The 16,073-nt window shown below is 45.0% G+C and carries 21 protein-coding genes and 1 pseudogene; 18 read left to right on the top strand and 4 right to left on the bottom strand.

Annotation, left to right across the window (positions count from 1 at the left end; all coding sequences use genetic code 11):
* Nucleotides 1-7: 7 nt before the first annotated feature.
* From LY387_RS08805 to LY387_RS08785, 5 genes are all read left to right on the top strand, one after another.
* Nucleotides 8-1,912 carry an alpha/beta fold hydrolase gene (locus tag LY387_RS08805; protein WP_234493781.1) on the top strand — a complete coding sequence of 635 codons (1,905 nt, stop codon included), beginning with the start codon at nucleotides 8-10 and terminating at the stop codon, nucleotides 1,910-1,912.
* A 33-nt stretch (nucleotides 1,913-1,945) separates the two neighbouring features.
* Nucleotides 1,946-2,365, top strand: a complete 420-nt coding sequence (locus tag LY387_RS08800) for a DUF1801 domain-containing protein (protein ID WP_234493780.1) — start codon at nucleotides 1,946-1,948, stop codon at nucleotides 2,363-2,365.
* A gap of 55 nt (nucleotides 2,366-2,420) precedes the next feature.
* Nucleotides 2,421-2,723: an antibiotic biosynthesis monooxygenase family protein gene (locus tag LY387_RS08795; protein ID WP_234493779.1), complete on the top strand. Its 303-nt coding sequence runs from the start codon at nucleotides 2,421-2,423 to the stop codon at nucleotides 2,721-2,723.
* 1 nt (nucleotide 2,724) lies between these two features.
* Nucleotides 2,725-3,141, top strand: a complete 417-nt coding sequence (locus LY387_RS08790; RefSeq protein WP_234496084.1) for a GNAT family N-acetyltransferase — start codon at nucleotides 2,725-2,727, stop codon at nucleotides 3,139-3,141.
* 255 nt (nucleotides 3,142-3,396) lie between these two features.
* Nucleotides 3,397-3,552 (top strand): hypothetical protein, encoded by a 156-nt coding sequence (locus LY387_RS08785; protein ID WP_197058792.1) that lies wholly within the window; start codon nucleotides 3,397-3,399, stop codon nucleotides 3,550-3,552.
* A 69-nt stretch (nucleotides 3,553-3,621) separates the two neighbouring features.
* On the opposite strand, the gene LY387_RS08780 is transcribed toward LY387_RS08785, so the two are convergent.
* Nucleotides 3,622-3,873 carry a GlsB/YeaQ/YmgE family stress response membrane protein gene (locus tag LY387_RS08780; RefSeq protein ID WP_234493778.1) on the bottom strand — a complete coding sequence of 84 codons (252 nt, stop codon included), beginning with the start codon at nucleotides 3,871-3,873 and terminating at the stop codon, nucleotides 3,622-3,624.
* 183 nt (nucleotides 3,874-4,056) lie between these two features.
* On the opposite strand from LY387_RS08780, the gene LY387_RS08775 reads away from it, so the two are divergent.
* The 10 genes and pseudogenes from LY387_RS08775 to LY387_RS08730 all read left to right on the top strand — a co-directional run bounded on the left by LY387_RS08775 (nucleotide 4,057) and on the right by LY387_RS08730 (nucleotide 10,325).
* A complete protein-coding gene (locus LY387_RS08775) occupies nucleotides 4,057-5,751 on the top strand; it encodes a mechanosensitive ion channel family protein (protein ID WP_234493777.1) in 1,695 nt (564 codons plus the stop codon).
* A gap of 147 nt (nucleotides 5,752-5,898) precedes the next feature.
* Entirely contained in the window at nucleotides 5,899-6,195 is a 297-nt protein-coding gene (locus LY387_RS08770; RefSeq protein WP_234493776.1) for a Dabb family protein, read from the top strand.
* A gap of 6 nt (nucleotides 6,196-6,201) precedes the next feature.
* The gene (gene arfB, locus LY387_RS08765; protein ID WP_234493775.1) at nucleotides 6,202-6,612 is read left to right on the top strand and encodes an alternative ribosome rescue aminoacyl-tRNA hydrolase ArfB; all 411 of its coding nucleotides are present in this window, start codon (nucleotides 6,202-6,204) and stop codon (nucleotides 6,610-6,612) included.
* 48 nt (nucleotides 6,613-6,660) lie between these two features.
* On the top strand, nucleotides 6,661-7,116 hold the full coding sequence (locus tag LY387_RS08760; protein ID WP_234493774.1) for a GNAT family N-acetyltransferase: 456 nt from the start codon (nucleotides 6,661-6,663) through the stop codon (nucleotides 7,114-7,116).
* Between the two features lie 140 nt (nucleotides 7,117-7,256).
* Nucleotides 7,257-7,448, top strand: a complete 192-nt coding sequence (locus LY387_RS08755) for a CPXCG motif-containing cysteine-rich protein (protein ID WP_234493773.1) — start codon at nucleotides 7,257-7,259, stop codon at nucleotides 7,446-7,448.
* Between the two features lie 70 nt (nucleotides 7,449-7,518).
* Nucleotides 7,519-8,118, top strand: a complete 600-nt coding sequence (locus LY387_RS08750; RefSeq protein ID WP_234496083.1) for a LysE/ArgO family amino acid transporter — start codon at nucleotides 7,519-7,521, stop codon at nucleotides 8,116-8,118.
* Nucleotides 8,119-8,126: 8 nt separating this feature from the next.
* Nucleotides 8,127-8,861 carry a glucose 1-dehydrogenase gene (locus LY387_RS08745; RefSeq protein ID WP_234493772.1) on the top strand — a complete coding sequence of 245 codons (735 nt, stop codon included), beginning with the start codon at nucleotides 8,127-8,129 and terminating at the stop codon, nucleotides 8,859-8,861.
* Nucleotides 8,862-8,871: 10 nt separating this feature from the next.
* On the top strand, nucleotides 8,872-9,270 hold the full coding sequence (locus LY387_RS08740) for a GFA family protein (RefSeq protein WP_234493771.1): 399 nt from the start codon (nucleotides 8,872-8,874) through the stop codon (nucleotides 9,268-9,270).
* Nucleotides 9,267-9,803, top strand: a pseudogene (locus tag LY387_RS08735) (GNAT family N-acetyltransferase); the annotation flags it as partial. The gene LY387_RS08740 and the pseudogene LY387_RS08735, both read left to right, overlap by 4 nt.
* A gap of 54 nt (nucleotides 9,804-9,857) precedes the next feature.
* Nucleotides 9,858-10,325: an HAD family hydrolase gene (locus LY387_RS08730; RefSeq protein WP_326492004.1), complete on the top strand. Its 468-nt coding sequence runs from the start codon at nucleotides 9,858-9,860 to the stop codon at nucleotides 10,323-10,325.
* Here LY387_RS08730 and LY387_RS08725 read toward each other — a convergent pair.
* Nucleotides 10,322-11,188 (bottom strand): fructosamine kinase family protein, encoded by an 867-nt coding sequence (locus tag LY387_RS08725; protein ID WP_234493770.1) that lies wholly within the window; start codon nucleotides 11,186-11,188, stop codon nucleotides 10,322-10,324. The two genes, LY387_RS08730 and LY387_RS08725, sit on opposite strands and share 4 nt — an antisense overlap.
* Nucleotides 11,189-11,369: 181 nt before the next feature.
* Between LY387_RS08725 and LY387_RS08720 the strand changes: the two genes are divergently transcribed.
* Complete coding sequence (locus tag LY387_RS08720; protein WP_042475645.1) at nucleotides 11,370-11,714, top strand: DUF3802 family protein; 345 nt, start codon at nucleotides 11,370-11,372, stop codon at nucleotides 11,712-11,714.
* Between the two features lie 45 nt (nucleotides 11,715-11,759).
* On the opposite strand, the gene LY387_RS08715 is transcribed toward LY387_RS08720, so the two are convergent.
* Nucleotides 11,760-12,230 carry a C40 family peptidase gene (locus LY387_RS08715; RefSeq protein WP_128648639.1) on the bottom strand — a complete coding sequence of 157 codons (471 nt, stop codon included), beginning with the start codon at nucleotides 12,228-12,230 and terminating at the stop codon, nucleotides 11,760-11,762.
* A 144-nt stretch (nucleotides 12,231-12,374) separates the two neighbouring features.
* Between LY387_RS08715 and LY387_RS08710 the strand changes: the two genes are divergently transcribed.
* Nucleotides 12,375-14,414: a methyl-accepting chemotaxis protein gene (locus LY387_RS08710; protein ID WP_234493769.1), complete on the top strand. Its 2,040-nt coding sequence runs from the start codon at nucleotides 12,375-12,377 to the stop codon at nucleotides 14,412-14,414.
* On the opposite strand, the gene LY387_RS08705 is transcribed toward LY387_RS08710, so the two are convergent.
* Nucleotides 14,411-15,211 (bottom strand): sterol desaturase family protein, encoded by an 801-nt coding sequence (locus LY387_RS08705; RefSeq protein WP_234493768.1) that lies wholly within the window; start codon nucleotides 15,209-15,211, stop codon nucleotides 14,411-14,413. The two genes, LY387_RS08710 and LY387_RS08705, sit on opposite strands and share 4 nt — an antisense overlap.
* Nucleotides 15,212-15,286: 75 nt before the next feature.
* On the opposite strand from LY387_RS08705, the gene LY387_RS08700 reads away from it, so the two are divergent.
* On the top strand, nucleotides 15,287-16,021 hold the full coding sequence (locus LY387_RS08700) for a tRNA-uridine aminocarboxypropyltransferase (protein ID WP_234493767.1): 735 nt from the start codon (nucleotides 15,287-15,289) through the stop codon (nucleotides 16,019-16,021).
* The last annotated feature ends 52 nt before the right edge of the window (nucleotides 16,022-16,073 follow it).

The following is a 16,073-nucleotide window of genomic DNA, read 5'->3' as shown; positions in this document are numbered from 1 at the left end:
AAAAAGAATGGGTAAGCGATACGTAATAAGCAATAAGCACCATGACAACTTCATGCTAGAGCAACGTCACGTTGAAAAGATCGCTCTGGTGACAGAAGGTGGTGGGCAGCGAGGGATATTCACCGCTGGCGTACTTGATGCTTTTTTACGTGCGGAGTTTAATCCTTTCGATCTACTCATTGGCACATCGGCCGGCTCACTCAATCTCGCTTCCTATATCTGTGGTCACCAAGGTCATGCCTACAAGGTGATTGCAGAAGCGACTCGTCATCCGGAGTTCTTCACCTTGGCGAAGTATCTGCTAAGTGGTGAAGGGCTAGACCTGGATTTTCTTGTTAATAGTGCCGAGTCGAGAATTCCACTTAATTGGGACAAAGGTGCAGACTTTTTGAAGACCAAGCAGGTTGTTGCAGTGGCAACCCATGGCACCGAGTTGACCAGCACTTGTTTTGATGTCACTCGGGAGAACTGGAAGCATGTACTAAGCGCTTCTTGTGCGATCCCAGCACTTCATAAACGCCCGGTAGTATTTGATGACACCCGTTGGTTTGATGGCGGTATCGCTGCGCCCATTCCCGTGGAAGAGGCTTACCGACGAGGCTATAAACATATTGTCGTCATCAGAACTATGCCAATAGATTTTGAAGAGCACCATCCGATGCTTGAAGCATTTCTGAAACGCGCGCCATCGAAAGCGCTAACAGAGCTGTCGACCATGTTGATTAAGCATGAAGAGAGCTATCGCCAGACACAACGTTTTCTAGCTTCACCACCAGACGATGTCGAAATCTACGAGATTTCTCCCGACAGAACATTGCACTCGTCTGTTATAGGTAGCACTAAGAAACAATTGGACTCTGACTATATGCATGGTGTGCGCCTGGGACGTCTTTTCGTTGAGAGTGTGGGAAGAAAACTCGACATTCCGTATAAGCCTTATAAGCGCTACAAGATACAAACCTCGGAGTTTTCTTCAAAGACATTTCATGGTGAACAGATAGAGACTACGTGGGCATCTCGCACGAGTGGACAGTTTGTGGGTGAAGCTGGCGTGAACATTGAGTGGATCAACGTTAATCCCAACCACCTTCAGAGAGCGATAGTGTTGGTGCAAGGACGAAATGAAACGTTTTGGAAGTATCAAGAGCTGATTCATGAGCTCAGTCAGTATTTTAGTATTTACACTTACGATCACCGAGGTCAAGGGGAGTCTGAACGCCTGGCTGAGGAGTCAGAGCTAGGGCATATCGATGATTTTAGCCGTTATGTGGAAGACTTGGCGACTTTTATCGAGACCGTTGTTCACGAGCAAGGTGGTCATGGTGACATCGAAATGTTGGCGCATTCAATGGGCGGAGCTGTAGCTACACAATATCTAGCAACCAAGCGTAATAAGGTAAAATCATGTGTACTTACTAGTCCCATGTTTGGTTTAAAACTGCCTAAAGTTGTGGGCGGACTTCACTCAGCAACCATTAAAGTCATCAGTCAGCTACAGAAAACGCCTCACTACGCACCGACACAAACGGCATTTGTCGCTAAGTCGTTTGAAAACAATGATCACACGACTAGTAAGGCGCGATTTCAAGCGTACAGTGATCTGTTAATCCAAAATCCTCATTTGCGACTTGGCGGAGTCAGTCCAAAATGGATTACTGAAGCGATGGCGGCGGGGAAGCAGTGTTTGCACTATGCAAAGTCTATCACGACGCCAATACTCATCATCCAGCCAGAAGCTGACAACGTTGTAGCTAACCAAGCACAGGATCTGTTTAATGAGCGCTGTGTAAGCTCTCGAATGTTAACTGTTCCTCATGCACGCCATGATATTCTAATTGAGGCTGACCGTTACCGAGATTGGACTCTTAAACATATCTTCAATTTCTATGACCATAGATACAAAAACGTTTAAGCTTTGATGAGGTGAGCTAATTGGGAGTCATGTATGTCATCGCTAAAAACTCGACCGTCAGACGCAAGCCCTGTCGAATTTATCCAAAGTGTAGAACATAAGCAGCGCCGTGCGGATGCTGAGACATTACTCACAATGTTCACTCAAATCACAGGCCGCAAGCCAGTTATGTGGGGAGAGAGTATTATCGGATTTGGAGAATACCGATACACTAACACGCGCGGAACGTATTCTTGGTTGATGACGGGTTTCTCTCCGAGAAAGAGCAACACGACTATCTATATAATGCAAGGCTTTGAAAAATTTCAGAAAGAGTTAGCCGCGTTGGGCAAAGTAAAAACTGCTAAGTCATGCCTTTACATCACGAATTTGGAAAAAATTGATCGTTCAGCACTAGAGGATCTTCTCATGAAAGTGGTATCAGACATGGAAGCTAGGTACGACTGCACCTGATACAGCTCAATACTGAACCCCGTCTAATATCGACAAACAGAGCAAGGAGCTAGATTTGTTTGCCGTCATCTTTAAAGCTACTATTCGAACTCTGGATAAGGAGTATTCTCTTTACGCCAATCAACTGCGTGATCTCGCCATGTCAAAATACGGATGTATAGACTTTGTCAGCAGCAGTGAGGGTAATCAAGAGTTAGCCATATCTTACTGGGTTAGTGAGCAAGATATCGCGCGATGGCGTGATGACCCATTACATAGAAAGGCTCAGCACTTAGGTAAAGATAAGTGGTATGTAAATTACACCGTTGAAGTCGTTGAGGTAAAAAGGAGTTACTCAAGTGAACGTGTCGTATCGTGAAATGCAAGTCGCCGACTATGATGCTGTGATGGCGCTGTGGCAAGAGACTGAACATATGTTGATTCGTGAGGCTGACAGTCGAGAAAACGTCACCTCGTATCTCGATAAAAACCCGAACATGAGTTTTGTCGCCATTGTCCATGGCAAGATTGTGGGTGCAGTGCTTGCGGGTACTGATGGTCGGCGTGGATACCTTCAGCATCTTGCGGTTGGGGCAGATTATCGTGGCAAACGCATCGGAAAATCCTTGGTTGAAAAAGTAACCAACGCCTTCGCCCACATTGGGATCAGTAAAACCCATCTATTCGTGAATACTGAGAATGAACAGGCTCAGATGTTTTATAAGTCTATGGGGTGGGAGGTGCGTCAGGAAGTGAAGATGTATTCGTTTAACTCTTCCGCAAATTTGGATATTTAATGTGATATCAGCCCCTTGAGTGTTTTCATCGAGTACTCAATTAGGCTCCGTTATCCCCGAATATATAGATTTTACAAAAGAACCAGACTGTATCTATGGGAACTCATGCATTCACCGGATGTATGCATACATCAAAGAGCATTCCTCTCATTGATAAAAATGTTTGATAGTGACAATCCATTTCCTAGTTTATGTAAGCGGGATCTAATAAAGCGGTGTTTCCGTAATTCATTCTGTTAATCAAGGAGAGGAAGAATGAAGTCACTACTTATCGCTGTAGGTCTGATGTTGGTAACATTTTCCAGCTTAGCGGAAAATGGTGGAGCACCTGGCACAATTTGTCAGTTGGAATCTGGACAGGTAATAACCACTAATCTTACTACGTGTCCTAAGAACACCAAGAAGCTTTAACCAACATGTAAAAGAGAGCCAACGCTAGCGTTGGCTCTCTTGTTAGCATCCAATAAAAGTTCTCGTTGCTCAGTTCTTAAGGAAGCGGTTATATACGAACAGCAGTATGAAAGCACCAAGCGTTGCTGTGATGATACTGCCAATATTCACTCCGCTAGCTCCGCCAAAACCTAAGAAACCACCGATAAAACCACCAACAAAAGCGCCAGCAATTCCGAGAAGCATAGTCGCAATCCAGCCACCACCATCATTCCCCGGCATCAACCATTTTGCTAAGGCGCCTGCAATCAGTCCTAGAACAATCCATGAGATAATGCCCATGTGTAACTCCTTTGAAGTGAGAATCTTCTTAAGCATAGTCGATGGTTAGATTTTTAAAGGTAGGCTATTGGTGATAGACGGTGATCATATAGACAATCTCAATTTAGAGATGGTAGGCAGTGAGCAATAGTGTTCTATTATTAGGTAACTAATAAAAAAACTAGCACCTTCAAGGAGTTTTGAATGAGTGTTCCTTCTTCTTTTCCATCCCGACGTATATGGGCTGCGCTACTTTTTTCACTGTCATTGACTTGTTTCAGCGGATTGTTATACGCAGAAAGTGAACCTGCTCAAACAGCATCGCCTGCAACCTCTAAAGCGGAAGCTGCGTTGGCACGTGTGAATGGCGAAATTCGTGATTTATCCGAATCTTTAAAAGTGACGAGTGGTGATCAAAAAGACGCGATTCAGTTTCGCTTATTCAACAAGAACAATGAACTTCGAGAAGTGATTGGTAATGCCATTGACGCTGATTCATTGCCGAAAGACATGCTGATCGAACAGGTTCGAGTCCAACAGAAATATACGACGGGAGCAAAAGTTTACCTCGAGAAGAAGATTGAAGAGGTGACAGAGCAGTTTAACGCTGCTAAAGACGAGAGCAAGTTGTCCATTCTCAACACTTATAGTGAGCTACAGGAATACTTGAACTCAGCCTATGACGCTAGCTGGCAAAACCTAGTATGGCTCGAAAAGCTGGATGTACAAGACAAGGAAGCAGAAGCGGAGTTTGAAGTCCTTATTGGTAAAAACCTTCGTTTAACGTCAGCGTCTATTGAGTATTTTGGACAGCAAGCAAGTGCAATCAGCACGCAAATAGCATCAGCTCCAGAAGGTGATAAAGCAGGGCTGCAAACGAGCCAGCTGATTCTTAAACAGCGCCTAAGCATCGAGACAAAAAGCTTAAGAAACCTCATTGTGTTGGGTGATGAAGTTGGACTAGATACGTCTGAGTATAAGCGTCAGGTTTTCTCCATTACTGGCAACATTACACAAGATATCCTCGATGCCAAAGTATTGTTTTCCCTATTAAGCCATTGGTGGAGTCAAGCTGTTGATTGGCTCGCAGATAATGCTCCACAGCAGTTGTTCCAGGTACTTATCTTTCTACTCATCTTGTTCGTAACCCGAGCGATAGTAAGGCTTGTACGAAAAGTTGTCTCGAAGGCGGTAATCAATAAAAACCTCAAACTGTCCCATCTGATGCAAAACTTCTTTGTTTCGATGTCAGGTAACATCGTTTGGGTTATCGGTATTATGGTGGGGCTGTCGCAGATCGGTCTGAATCTTGCACCAATCCTAACCGGTTTCGGTATTGCGGGTGTCATTATTGGTTTCGCACTCCAAGACACGTTGTCGAACTTTGCAGCTGGTATGATGCTTCTAATTTACCGTCCTTTCGATGTGGGGGATTTTGTATTTGCGGGTGGCGTAGATGGCAAGGTGAGCCATATGAGTCTAGTAAACACGACTATACGAACCTTCGACAACCAGATTATCATCGTTCCAAATAGCAAGATTTGGGGTGACGTCATCAAGAATGTCACACACGAACGTACTCGACGCGTAGACATGATATTTGGTATTGGCTACGGCGATGACTTACTTAAAGCAGAGCAGGTCTTAACTGATATCGTTCATGCTCATCCAGCCGTTCTGAAATCCCCAGAGCCCAATATTAAAGTACATACCTTGAATACTTCGTCGGTCGATTTTATCGTCAGACCTTGGGTTAAAACAGATGACTATTGGGATGTGTATTGGGACATCACTAAAGAGGTCAAACTTAGATTTGATCGCGAGGGCATCTCGATCCCATTCCCACAACAAGATGTGCATTTGCATATGGTAAAAGACGCCGCATCTGATAACTCGTAATATTTTAATGGACAGAGCAAGGAGCATCTTTCCCTGTTCATTTAGTTTGAACTTAGTCTCAACATGCTAGAGTCTTGACGATATATTCTGTACCATCACTTAAATTCAATAAGTTAACGCGCCAACAGCACGCAGAAGGTGATGAGCATGATACGCCATATACTCCTCATTCAGTTTAAACCAACCGCAACGGAACAAAACATCAGTGAGCTAAAGGCACTGTTTGAGGCTATGCCTTCGAAAGTGGAAGGAGTAGACGCTGTAGAGTGGGGCGTAAACGATAGCCCTGAAGGTAAGAATAAACACTATACACATACTGTGTTGATGACCTTCCGTGACGAAACCGGGCGCCAAAATTACCTTCCGCATCCAGAGCATGACGCATTAAAGGCAGTGTTTCGTCCAATTCTAGAAGACATTGTCGTCTTTGATTATTCGCTCTAGATAGCTATGTTAAAGATCTCAAATACAGTAACGCTCGCCGATTGGGAAATAGAACTGACCGCTATTCGCTCGATGGGAGCTGGTGGTCAGAAAGTCAATAAGACGAGCTCAGCTATTCACTTGCGTTTTGATATCAAGCGCTCCACATTACCCGATTTCTGCAAAGAGCGACTCCTAGCTTTAACTGACTCAAGAATCACCAAAGAAGGCGTCATCATCATAAAAGCTCAACAGTTCCGGACTCAGGAGCAAAATCGTGAAGACGCCCTAGAGAGGCTCAAGCAGATCATACTCTCTGCGACCGTCGTTCAAAAAGCACGCAGGGCGACCAAGCCTACAAGAGCATCTCAGAAACGACGGGTGGATAACAAGAAGCGCAAGAGTCAAACCAAAGCGCTGCGAGGGAAAGTGCAATAGAGTATAGAGTCTGCCAAAAACTCAACAAATTAAATCGAGGAAAAAGAATTGGATATTATCAAGGATGACTTAAAGGGTTCTCAGATTAAGGCTCTTCTTCAAGAGCACTTGGACGATATGTATGCCACATCTCCAGCAGAGAGTGTTCATGCTCTCGATATAGAGGCGTTACGTCAGTCAAATATTGAGTTTTGGACGGCTTGGCGTGGCGAGGACCTATTAGGCTGTATCGCGCTTAAAGCACTAGATGCCAAACATGCTGAAATAAAATCAATGCGTACATCGCATCAAGCTAGGGGCAAGGGTGTTGCGAAGTCGTTGTTAGCCCACTTGGAAAAGGAGGCTGAGCAGCACGGTTACGCTCGTTTAAGCCTAGAAACTGGCACAGAAGACTATTTTACCGCAGCAAGAGCTCTTTATTTGAGTCATGGCTTCGTTGAATGCGAGCCGTTTGCTGATTATGTGCTCGACCCCAATAGTACGTTTATGACGAAAACTCTGTAACTTCGTGACAATTGAATCTGATCCTTCAGTCTAGAGTATCTACAGGAGCTTTTTAAAGCTCCGTATGTGGAATACGACGCAACATTTGTTAATGCCTTATAGCAATTCTAAACTTATGAAAAAAGCAAAAGGGATTGAACATGGAAGCAATCAGAGCGTGGCGAGTAAATTGTCCTTACTGTGGAGAGGCTTTCGAGACCTCTATCGATTGCACGGTCGATAGTCAGGAATACATAGAAGATTGCTATGTTTGCTGCCGTCCTATTTTGTTCGAAGTGACTCTAGATAGTGATGATGTCTTTGTTACCGTGTGCCATGAAAATGATGTTTAGATTGAAATTCAACTAATTACACGTTACAAACTAGCTTGTTATATGGATGTAAACTGGAGTTAGTTTGGATATCGCCGTCTTTTTTACTGGTTTTTCGCTCGGTCTTTCTTTGATTCTCGCCATTGGGGCTCAAAACGCATTTGTCCTTAAGCAGGGGCTCAAACGCCATTACGTCTTTGTTGTGTGTGCAGTTTGTGCAATATCTGACGCCGCTTTGATTACCGCTGGAGTCAGTGGCTTCGGTGTGGTGATTGAAAAATACCCTAAAGTTGAACAGGTCGCCCGTTACGCGGGTGCTGCTTTTCTTTTTGTCTATAGCTTCCAGAGTTTTCGGTCGGCTATTTCCAGCTCACATCAACTTGATCCAGAAGGAGATGCGAACTCTAGCCTAATGAAAACCGTGCTTACCTGCTTAGCGCTAACTTGGCTTAACCCTCATGTTTACCTCGATACTGTCGTTCTTTTAGGATCGATATCGACTCAATATGCGCCAGAGCAACTTTCTTTTGGTTTGGGCGCTGTGACGGCATCATTCGTGTTTTTCTTCTCTTTAGGCTACGGTGCTCGGCTACTTACACCCATTTTTCATAAACCGATTTCATGGAAGATCCTTGAAGCCCTTGTCGGCTGCATTATGTTGGCAATTGCCATTTCACTGATTGGATTTTAGGAGTACTTATGGGGCGCTTAATTGTTGTTACAGGCGGTAGCCGAGGGATTGGCAGTGAGACGGCAAAGTTATTGGCAGAGCAGGGACACCGCGTAATCGTGAACTACCTAGCGAATAAGACACGAGCAGAAGAGACAGTTGAGTCTATTAGAAAAGAAGGTGGTCAAGCTTGGTGTTATCAAGCTGATATTGCGAATGAAGATGAAGTTGTCACCATGTTTAGTCAGGTTTATAAAAAGCACGGCGAGATAGACGGACTGGTCAACAATGCCGGCATATTGAGTAAGCAGTGCACTTTAGAGGCTCTGACAAGTGAGAGAATCAACAAGATTTTGATGACCAACGTGACAGGTGCGCTAATTTGCTGTCGCGAGGCAGTGAAATACATGAGTTCAGATAGAGGAAGTATCGTTAACGTATCCTCACGTGCGGCAGTTACCGGCTCGCCATTTGAGTATGTCGATTATGCGGCTAGTAAAGGTGCTTTGGATACGATAACCAAGGGGCTATCGTTGGAACTCGCTTCGCGCAATATCCGTGTAAACGGAGTAAGGCCAGGACTGATTCACACAGAGATGCATGCCGATGGTGGAGAGCCAGAGCGAGTTAATCGTCTTGCTGTTCAGATCCCATTAGGACGAGGTGGTGAGGCAGAGGAAGTCGCTCAAGCTATCGCATGGCTTCTTTCCGATGATGCGTCTTTTGTCACCGGCACTTTTATTGATGTATCAGGCGGTAAATAGGGGAATCATCATGCATAAAGCTACTCATCAAGAAAAGCACACACTAAGTTGTCACTGCGGAAATGTTCAACTCTCCTTTGAGTCCATGCCAGAGTCCGTCACTAGCTGCAATTGTTCTATCTGTCGACGTTATGCAGCGCTTTGGGGGTACTTTTCACCAGAAGATGTGTTGGTGACAACCAAAAAAATTGAGACCAAAGCGTATCGATGGGGAGATGGTTACATCGATTTCCAACATTGCTCTATTTGTGGATGCGTTACTCATTATACCTCTAGTAGCAAAGCCGACAGTTCGCGAACAGCGATTAATTTCAGACTTGCGGACAACTTGGCCAATTTGCATGTTCGATACTTTGATGGTGCAGATTCTTGGCAGACACTCGATGAGTGCGAGGTAAGAAAGGTATGATTAAGTTAAGCTTTCAAGATGTCATTCTTCGCCAAGCAATCGATGCAGACCTACCGGCAATCTACGATCTTATGACGGGTGATGAAAACTGGACTCAACTCAACGGACCTTACTTTGGTTATGAAAGGCCGACCCAAGCGCAGTTTGCGGACAACTACTTTTCGCGACTGAAACAAGGTCAAGATGCATTGGTCATCGAGTATTTGGGACGAGCGATTGGTACCGTCAGTTATTATTGGGAAGATAAGGCAACTCGGTGGCTTGAAGTCGGTGTATTAGTCTATGACTCTACTTTGTGGGGCAGAAGTATCGGCAAGAAAGCGTTAGTGTCCTGGGTAAGCCATCTATTCAATACGCTAGACATTGCACGTGTAGGGTTAACGACCTGGTCTGGAAATCCTCGTATGATGCGCTGCGCAGAAAAACTGGGGATGCAACAAGAGGCGCGTCTTCGTAAAGTTCGGTACTACCGAGGAGAGTACTACGATTCGGTTAAGTATGGTGTGCTACGCGAGGAATGGAAGGTACTAGAAGTGCAATGGCGTCTGCAAAACCACATTTATCTTTTCGACTGGGGAGATACCTTGATGTTTGACGACCCTTCGCAACAAGGAAAAATGTGCGATTGGACTGAAGTTCGGGCGGTTGAGGGTGCGGCTGATTTATTAAAAGGTCTATCCGCTCTTTGTCCGGTTTACGTTGCCACTAATGCAAAGGATTCGACTGAAAGAGATATTCATAAAGCGTTTGAGCGAGTTGGGTTAGCTCAGTATTTATCTGGATATTTTTGTTATAGCAATCTGGGCGTGACGAAAGATGACGCCGAATTCTTCCCAACTATCGCGAGTAGGCTAAACGTCTCACCAGAGCGATTGGTGATGACGGGTGACCAAACTCAAAGGGACATTGAACCCGCATTGCGGGCTGGATTAAGAGCAAACTGGTTTAATCCTAGTGGTTTGTCTGATGAGGGCAACAATGAAAACGGCTTTGCTAGACTAGAGGATATTCTCCAAGCTGAGCAAAGCCGATTGATTGTTGTAACAAGCCGTTAAGATGATTGGATGGTGGTGATAAGCTTTTCTGCTTGGTCTAAGTATTCACCACCAAACAGGTTACAGTGGTTGAGAACATGATAAAGGTTGTAAATGTGCTTTCTGTATTCGTACATTGGCTCTATCGCGAGAATACTCTCATACCCGTCATAGAACTCTTGTCTAAACCCACCAAACAATTCAGTCATGGCTAGGTCGCATTCTCTGTCTCCCCAGTAGCTAGCAGGATCATAGCAAATTGGACCAAATGCCGTATTGGCGGCATTTCCGTACCATAAATCACCGTGTAACAGAGAAGGTTTTGGGTTGTGTCCCGAGAGTTGCTCGTTGACCAACTCAACGAAGTCATCAATGTCGGTAAAGGTGATTTGCTTTTCTTTAAGTAGTTGCAGTTGCCAACCAATGCGCTGCTCTGAGAAAAAGCGTGACCATTTCTTATGCCATTGATTAGGTTGGAGCGTTGCACCAATGTAATTGTCTTGGTCGAATCCAAATTCTTTCTGTTCGCCCCATTTGTGGAGCTTGGCAAGTTCTTCTCCAAACTGGTAGCTTGCCGGACCGGTATCAAGAGGCTTAACGGGGATATAGTTAAGGATGATGAATGCAGATTCTTTGGTTTTGCCGATCAATACCAACTCAGGGACGTGCACAGTATTGGTCTCACGCAACGCTGTGAGGTTGTCGGCTTCGATTTCGAATTTCGCTATGAAGTCTTTGTCGTTGAGTTTAACAAAGTAGCGTTGGTCGCCATCACTAATCATGTAGCACTGATTAATGTCTCCGCCGCTCATTTTTATTCGCTCGGTAATATTGAACTCGAACATGAGCGTTTCCGAAAGCTGATCTGAAATTGCTTGCCACATAGATTACCCCCGCCTGCCAACACTATCGCTAGTGTAGAACAATATTGCTTACATAACATACTGTCAGCGCACAGATTCATTGACATGCCACCCGAATTTCCACTTGTGTTCTTACAAACGTGACCTAGGTTTGCTATGGTTAACACCTTGTCATATTTAAGTAATTGCTAGGAGAGCAGTCGTGGTTGTAGATACTGACGGCTATCAAGCACTCATCGAACACCTTGCACTCAATTTAAGTGTGTTCACCTCAGAAGTCGGGGATACCGGCGAAGAAACGATTGAGGATGTATCAACCGATATGGTGGCATCTAATATCATGGCTGTCTTTGAGCAGAATCCAGAGCTTCACTCAAGCGTACGCTTCAAGTTGCTAAAAGAAGTCGACTTGGTTATTCAAGACCTGGAAGAGGTATTGGCGGGAGTCTGGAATAAAAAAGCGACGAACGAGCAAATCGCTTTTCTAGATGAATACATTGCGTTGGTTAAAAATTTATTTGATACCGCTGTCGCAAAGTACGATTAAATGATATTGACCTTTCTCTTGTCGATAATGGTGATAGGAGAAAGGTTATTGCACACTTCTAAAATGCCAAAAAGTAGACGCCCAGTATGGGTTATCTAATCTAGAAAGCACCACACCTTTCGATGTTGATGCATGCATGAAGGTATTTCCCCCCAAATAAATACCGACATGCCGAGTCTTTCTTCCCGTTTTGAAAAAGACTAAATCACCGCTTTGTGCATTATTGTAAGAGACTTTCTCGCCAACTTTTACTTGTTGCGCTGTGGTTCTTGGTAATGACAACGCATAAGCATCTTTATATACCGCCTGCACAAAAGCCGAGCAATCTACGCCAGAATAATTAGTTCCACCGAGTCGGTAGGGCACACCTTGCCACTTTTTATATTCCGCTAAGAAAGCGGCATTTTCTTGAGTGTTGTAGCTTTGCTGAGTGTGTTGCGCGCGCTGCGGTTGGCTAGAACACGCTGCCAATAAAGCTACCATACTGTATGAAATCAATAATTTAACAACTTTCATTTGTCACACTGCTTACATTTAAATGTAATAAAAACGTCATTAAGGCTCTCTAGTATTTCCGATAATTCTATACCAAATCATTAACTTGTACGAATGAGTGACCGATTTGGTTACAGTTTAATTGATCAAGACAACGGACTGATTATGACACCCCCAGACAAGGGAACACGCTCCATTTCGCTCGTGCACGCTTTAAGTGCCATTTTCCTAACTATTATCCTCACATTTATTGGCGTTAGTTTGCTAAGTACTAACGGTCTAAATCAAGTAAAGCAGCAATTTGATAATTTGTCAGAGAACGCTCTACCGCTTTCGTTAAATAATGCCGCGTTGACGCAAGATGTATTAGAGCAGGTCAAGCTTCTCAATTACGGTACACAGCTTGACTCAACACAAGAGTTAGAAGAAACCAGATTGCGCATTATCGAACTTGTCGAGCAAAGTGATAGCAAAGTCCAAAATCTTTTCTCCATCGCTGCTGAAATGGGCAACGCGGTAACGCCAGAACAACGCGATCTATTAGCTCATAAAATTCTCGAACTCCAAGAGGCAACTCAAGCGATTCTTGCTTACCAGTCAGACATCTTGGCGATGGATGCCAACATCGATAAAGAGGTGTCAGGCTTTCGTTATGCAATTAGCACACTCGGGCAAGAAATGAACCGCATTAGTTTGCTGTTTACTCAGAATAATCCATCCTCAGCGGATGCTGCGACGCGAGTTGTCACAGCGGCAAGTTCCATGGAAAGTGCGTTCCTCATGCTAATGATGCAAACCGACCTTAAGAAAGCGAATGCTGAGTATCGTCAAATGCGAAATCGCTATGCGAGCATCAACTTAGCCTACGATCAGTTTGAAGAGTGGCACCCAGAGATTAGCGAGTTCCCAAGCTTTACAGCACCTTATGAGATGGTTACAGAAGGCTTCAAGCCAACAGGTGTGGTACGCCAGATCATTGAACGTTTAGAGCTTGTGACGACTCAGAGAGAGGAGTTAGCGAATGCAGCAGTGTTGGCGAATGAAACAACTCAACTTCTCTCCGACATATCTGATACGGCAGCGATTCTGATTGATGAGAGCCAGTCAGTGGTTAATGACACGATTCAAACCAATATTGTCACTCTTGTCATCACGACAACGATTCTCGTCGTTGTTGTGCTTTCAGTATTCTTTGGGTTGCGACGCTGGGTAAATCGCGCTCTCAAGAATATTACTCGCCAGTTGAAGCGACTAGTAGAGCATGACTTGACGGGGGATGTGGTCATGTCCGGTCCATCGGAGATGCGCGATATTGCACGCAAACTCAACCAAGTCATCGCTTCGACTCATGACTCTATTGAAGTGGTGACAAGGAACTGCGAGACCCTGTATCAAACAGCAGAAATTAGCCATGGTGCTGCTGAAGAGACTCGCAATAGCCTACTTGCTCAAAATGAGTCGCTAGACAGCATGGTGGCAACTGTGACTCAATTAGAAGCTTCGATTAAAGAGATCGCCACGGTGACAACGGCGTCATTTGCCGACTCTAAAGAAGCTGAAGAGTTCGCTGCGCTGGGTCTTAAAGCCGTGGAAGACAACCAAGAGCGATTGCATTCTCTTGAGACAACGCTTGGCAACAACGAAGCGTCGATGAACGAGTTGGACGGTAAAGTAAAACAGATCCAAGAGATGGTCGATATGATCAGTGGCATTGCCGATAACACCAACTTACTTGCGCTTAATGCTGCGATAGAGGCTGCAAGAGCGGGTGAGATGGGGCGTGGCTTTGCGGTTGTTGCTGACGAAGTTCGCAAGCTTGCAAGCGATACCTCGGAGCAAACCACGAACATCCGTCAAATGATGTCAGATTTAATGCATGCCGCTCAAGATTCTCGACAATCTGTGACTGAGTCACGAGGTGAAATGAATCACGCACTAGAATCAAGTGAACGAGTTAAAGCATCGTTTGCCGATATCGCCTTATCGGTGAACCACATTCGTGAACGCGCTGAGCAGGTCTCTGTGGCGACAGAAGAGCAAGAAAGAGCAACCGCTGAAGTAGGGCGCGCTATTGTTCACGTAACAGACCAGGGTCAGCATTCAAACATGCAGCTTGAATCTATGGTTGAAAGCGCCGAACAGGTCGCTGAGATTGCCGGGCACCAGCAAGCAATGTTGCACAAATACGAACTGAACCGAATCTAATCAAGGCTTGAATCGTTTCTAAAAGGCTGGGTAAGTAGTTTATCCAGCCTTTGTTCGTTTGGCGCTGAGAACTCAGGTATGCCGATCTCCACTTTATCGTGACCGAGTTCAGGTTGCGCGCGGTAGGTACCAAACCAACGATCCCAAACTGATAAGAAGAAGCCGAAGTTGGAATGAGTTTCCTTTGGAATGACAGAGTGGTGAACACGATGAAAATCTGGAGTGACTACGACCCTTCTTAGCCATCTATCAACCCCAAGCGGGAGCTTAGCATTGCTGTGGTTAAACATAGCACTGGCATTTAATACGACCTCAAATACCAAGACGCCTAGGGCCGGTGCGCCCAATAGCATAACGATAGCCACTTTTATCCACATTGAGAGTACTATTTCGATAGGGTGGAATCGAGCTCCGGTGGTGACATCGATGTCGCGATCCGCATGGTGCATGCGGTGTAAACGCCACAATAGAGGAACTCGGTGAAAAACGAGGTGCTGAAAGTAGATAGCGGCATCCAGGAGTACGACCGATAAAGGTATAGTGAGCCATAAAGGAAGCTCAAGCCAATGGAATAAACCAATATTGTTCTCGGCGGCGATCATTGCAGACTCTATGGCGAGTAAAGGCATCACCAAGGCCAGTGTCAGTGAGTTAAAACCAACCAAGCCCAGATTATTCGTCCAACGCAGCCAGCGACTGCGAGTGCGGTTTTTTCGAGGCGCACACCATTCCCATACTGCACAGATTATTAGTACGGACAGAAAAATCGCTAATCGAATTGAGTCACTGTTTTCCATTAATGATGAGTTTCCTTTTACTATCTGTGACGGGCGAAGTAGAATCCCGCCACCTTTTATCAGAGCAACACCAACATGAGACGCCACGCCTTCCATACAATGTACGACGAGCGCCTTGCCGCTGCAACCAAACCATTTAATGCTCGCGGAGCAAAAGTGGTGCGCTGTAAAACATGCCAAATTGCACAGCAATATTGTATCTGTGAGCACCAGCCAGAGCCGAGCTCAGATGTTGCGGTGATGCTTCTTGTCTCTGATGCTGAAATCCTAAAGCCGAGTAACACAGGTCGCTTGATACTTGATACGGTGGAACAGGGCTATGCGTTTCCTTGGCATCGTACTGTGCCTAATTCTGAGATGTTGGCACTGCTCAAAGATGAGACCCTACAACCTATCATTGTCTTTCCAGAAGAGTATGTAGACGACAAAAAGCGCGTGTTGTCTGAGACGAAATTAGTTTCATTGGAAGGTAAAAAGCCGCTATTCATTTTGCTTGATGGCAGTTGGCGCGAGGCGAGACGAATGTTTCGCAAGTCTCCATACTTAGATGGTTTTCCAGTCTGCTCGATCAAACCAGAAGCTGTATCTAACTACATGATGCGAAAATCAGAGAAAGAAGACCACCTAGCGACTGCCGAAGTCGCGAGTTTGGTGTTTGAGCAATTTGGCGCTTCAAGAAACGCGATGATTTTGTCTGAGTGGTTTGCGGTTTTCCGTGAAAGTTATATGTTGAGCAAGACACGCTTTTCTTCCGATATGTCTCGTCCAGCACTGAATAATTTCATAGGTCTAATAAAAAACGAGACCTGACTCTAATTGTGTTCAGTTAGGTGACGACTTGTTAGCCAAGCAGTGCAAGCAA

Origin of the sequence: Vibrio maritimus (assembly GCF_021441885.1) — a bacterium.
GTDB lineage: Bacteria > Pseudomonadota > Gammaproteobacteria > Enterobacterales > Vibrionaceae > Vibrio > Vibrio maritimus_B.
This window is presented reverse-complemented; position numbering and strand designations above follow the sequence as displayed.

Bases quoted from the DNA above. Each gene is read 5' to 3' on its own strand.
- LY387_RS08700 (WP_234493767.1), top strand. From the start codon at position 15,287: ATGAGACGCCACGCCTTCCATACAATGTACGACGAGCGCCTTGCCGCT.
- LY387_RS08770 (WP_234493776.1), top strand. From the start codon at position 5,899: ATGATACGCCATATACTCCTCATTCAGTTTAAACCAACCGCAACGGAA.
- LY387_RS08785 (WP_197058792.1), top strand. From the start codon at position 3,397: ATGAAGTCACTACTTATCGCTGTAGGTCTGATGTTGGTAACATTTTCC.
- LY387_RS08710 (WP_234493769.1), top strand. From the start codon at position 12,375: ATGACACCCCCAGACAAGGGAACACGCTCCATTTCGCTCGTGCACGCT.
- LY387_RS08790 (WP_234496084.1), top strand. From the start codon at position 2,725: ATGCAAGTCGCCGACTATGATGCTGTGATGGCGCTGTGGCAAGAGACT.
- LY387_RS08780 (WP_234493778.1), bottom strand. From the start codon at position 3,873: ATGGGCATTATCTCATGGATTGTTCTAGGACTGATTGCAGGCGCCTTA.
- LY387_RS08715 (WP_128648639.1), bottom strand. From the start codon at position 12,230: ATGAAAGTTGTTAAATTATTGATTTCATACAGTATGGTAGCTTTATTG.
- arfB (WP_234493775.1), top strand. From the start codon at position 6,202: ATGTTAAAGATCTCAAATACAGTAACGCTCGCCGATTGGGAAATAGAA.
- LY387_RS08755 (WP_234493773.1), top strand. From the start codon at position 7,257: ATGGAAGCAATCAGAGCGTGGCGAGTAAATTGTCCTTACTGTGGAGAG.
- LY387_RS08740 (WP_234493771.1), top strand. From the start codon at position 8,872: ATGCATAAAGCTACTCATCAAGAAAAGCACACACTAAGTTGTCACTGC.
- LY387_RS08800 (WP_234493780.1), top strand. From the start codon at position 1,946: ATGTCATCGCTAAAAACTCGACCGTCAGACGCAAGCCCTGTCGAATTT.
- LY387_RS08705 (WP_234493768.1), bottom strand. From the start codon at position 15,211: ATGGAAAACAGTGACTCAATTCGATTAGCGATTTTTCTGTCCGTACTA.
- LY387_RS08745 (WP_234493772.1), top strand. From the start codon at position 8,127: ATGGGGCGCTTAATTGTTGTTACAGGCGGTAGCCGAGGGATTGGCAGT.
- LY387_RS08730 (WP_326492004.1), top strand. From the start codon at position 9,858: ATGTTTGACGACCCTTCGCAACAAGGAAAAATGTGCGATTGGACTGAA.
- LY387_RS08725 (WP_234493770.1), bottom strand. From the start codon at position 11,188: ATGTGGCAAGCAATTTCAGATCAGCTTTCGGAAACGCTCATGTTCGAG.
- LY387_RS08805 (WP_234493781.1), top strand. From the start codon at position 8: ATGGGTAAGCGATACGTAATAAGCAATAAGCACCATGACAACTTCATG.
- LY387_RS08775 (WP_234493777.1), top strand. From the start codon at position 4,057: ATGAGTGTTCCTTCTTCTTTTCCATCCCGACGTATATGGGCTGCGCTA.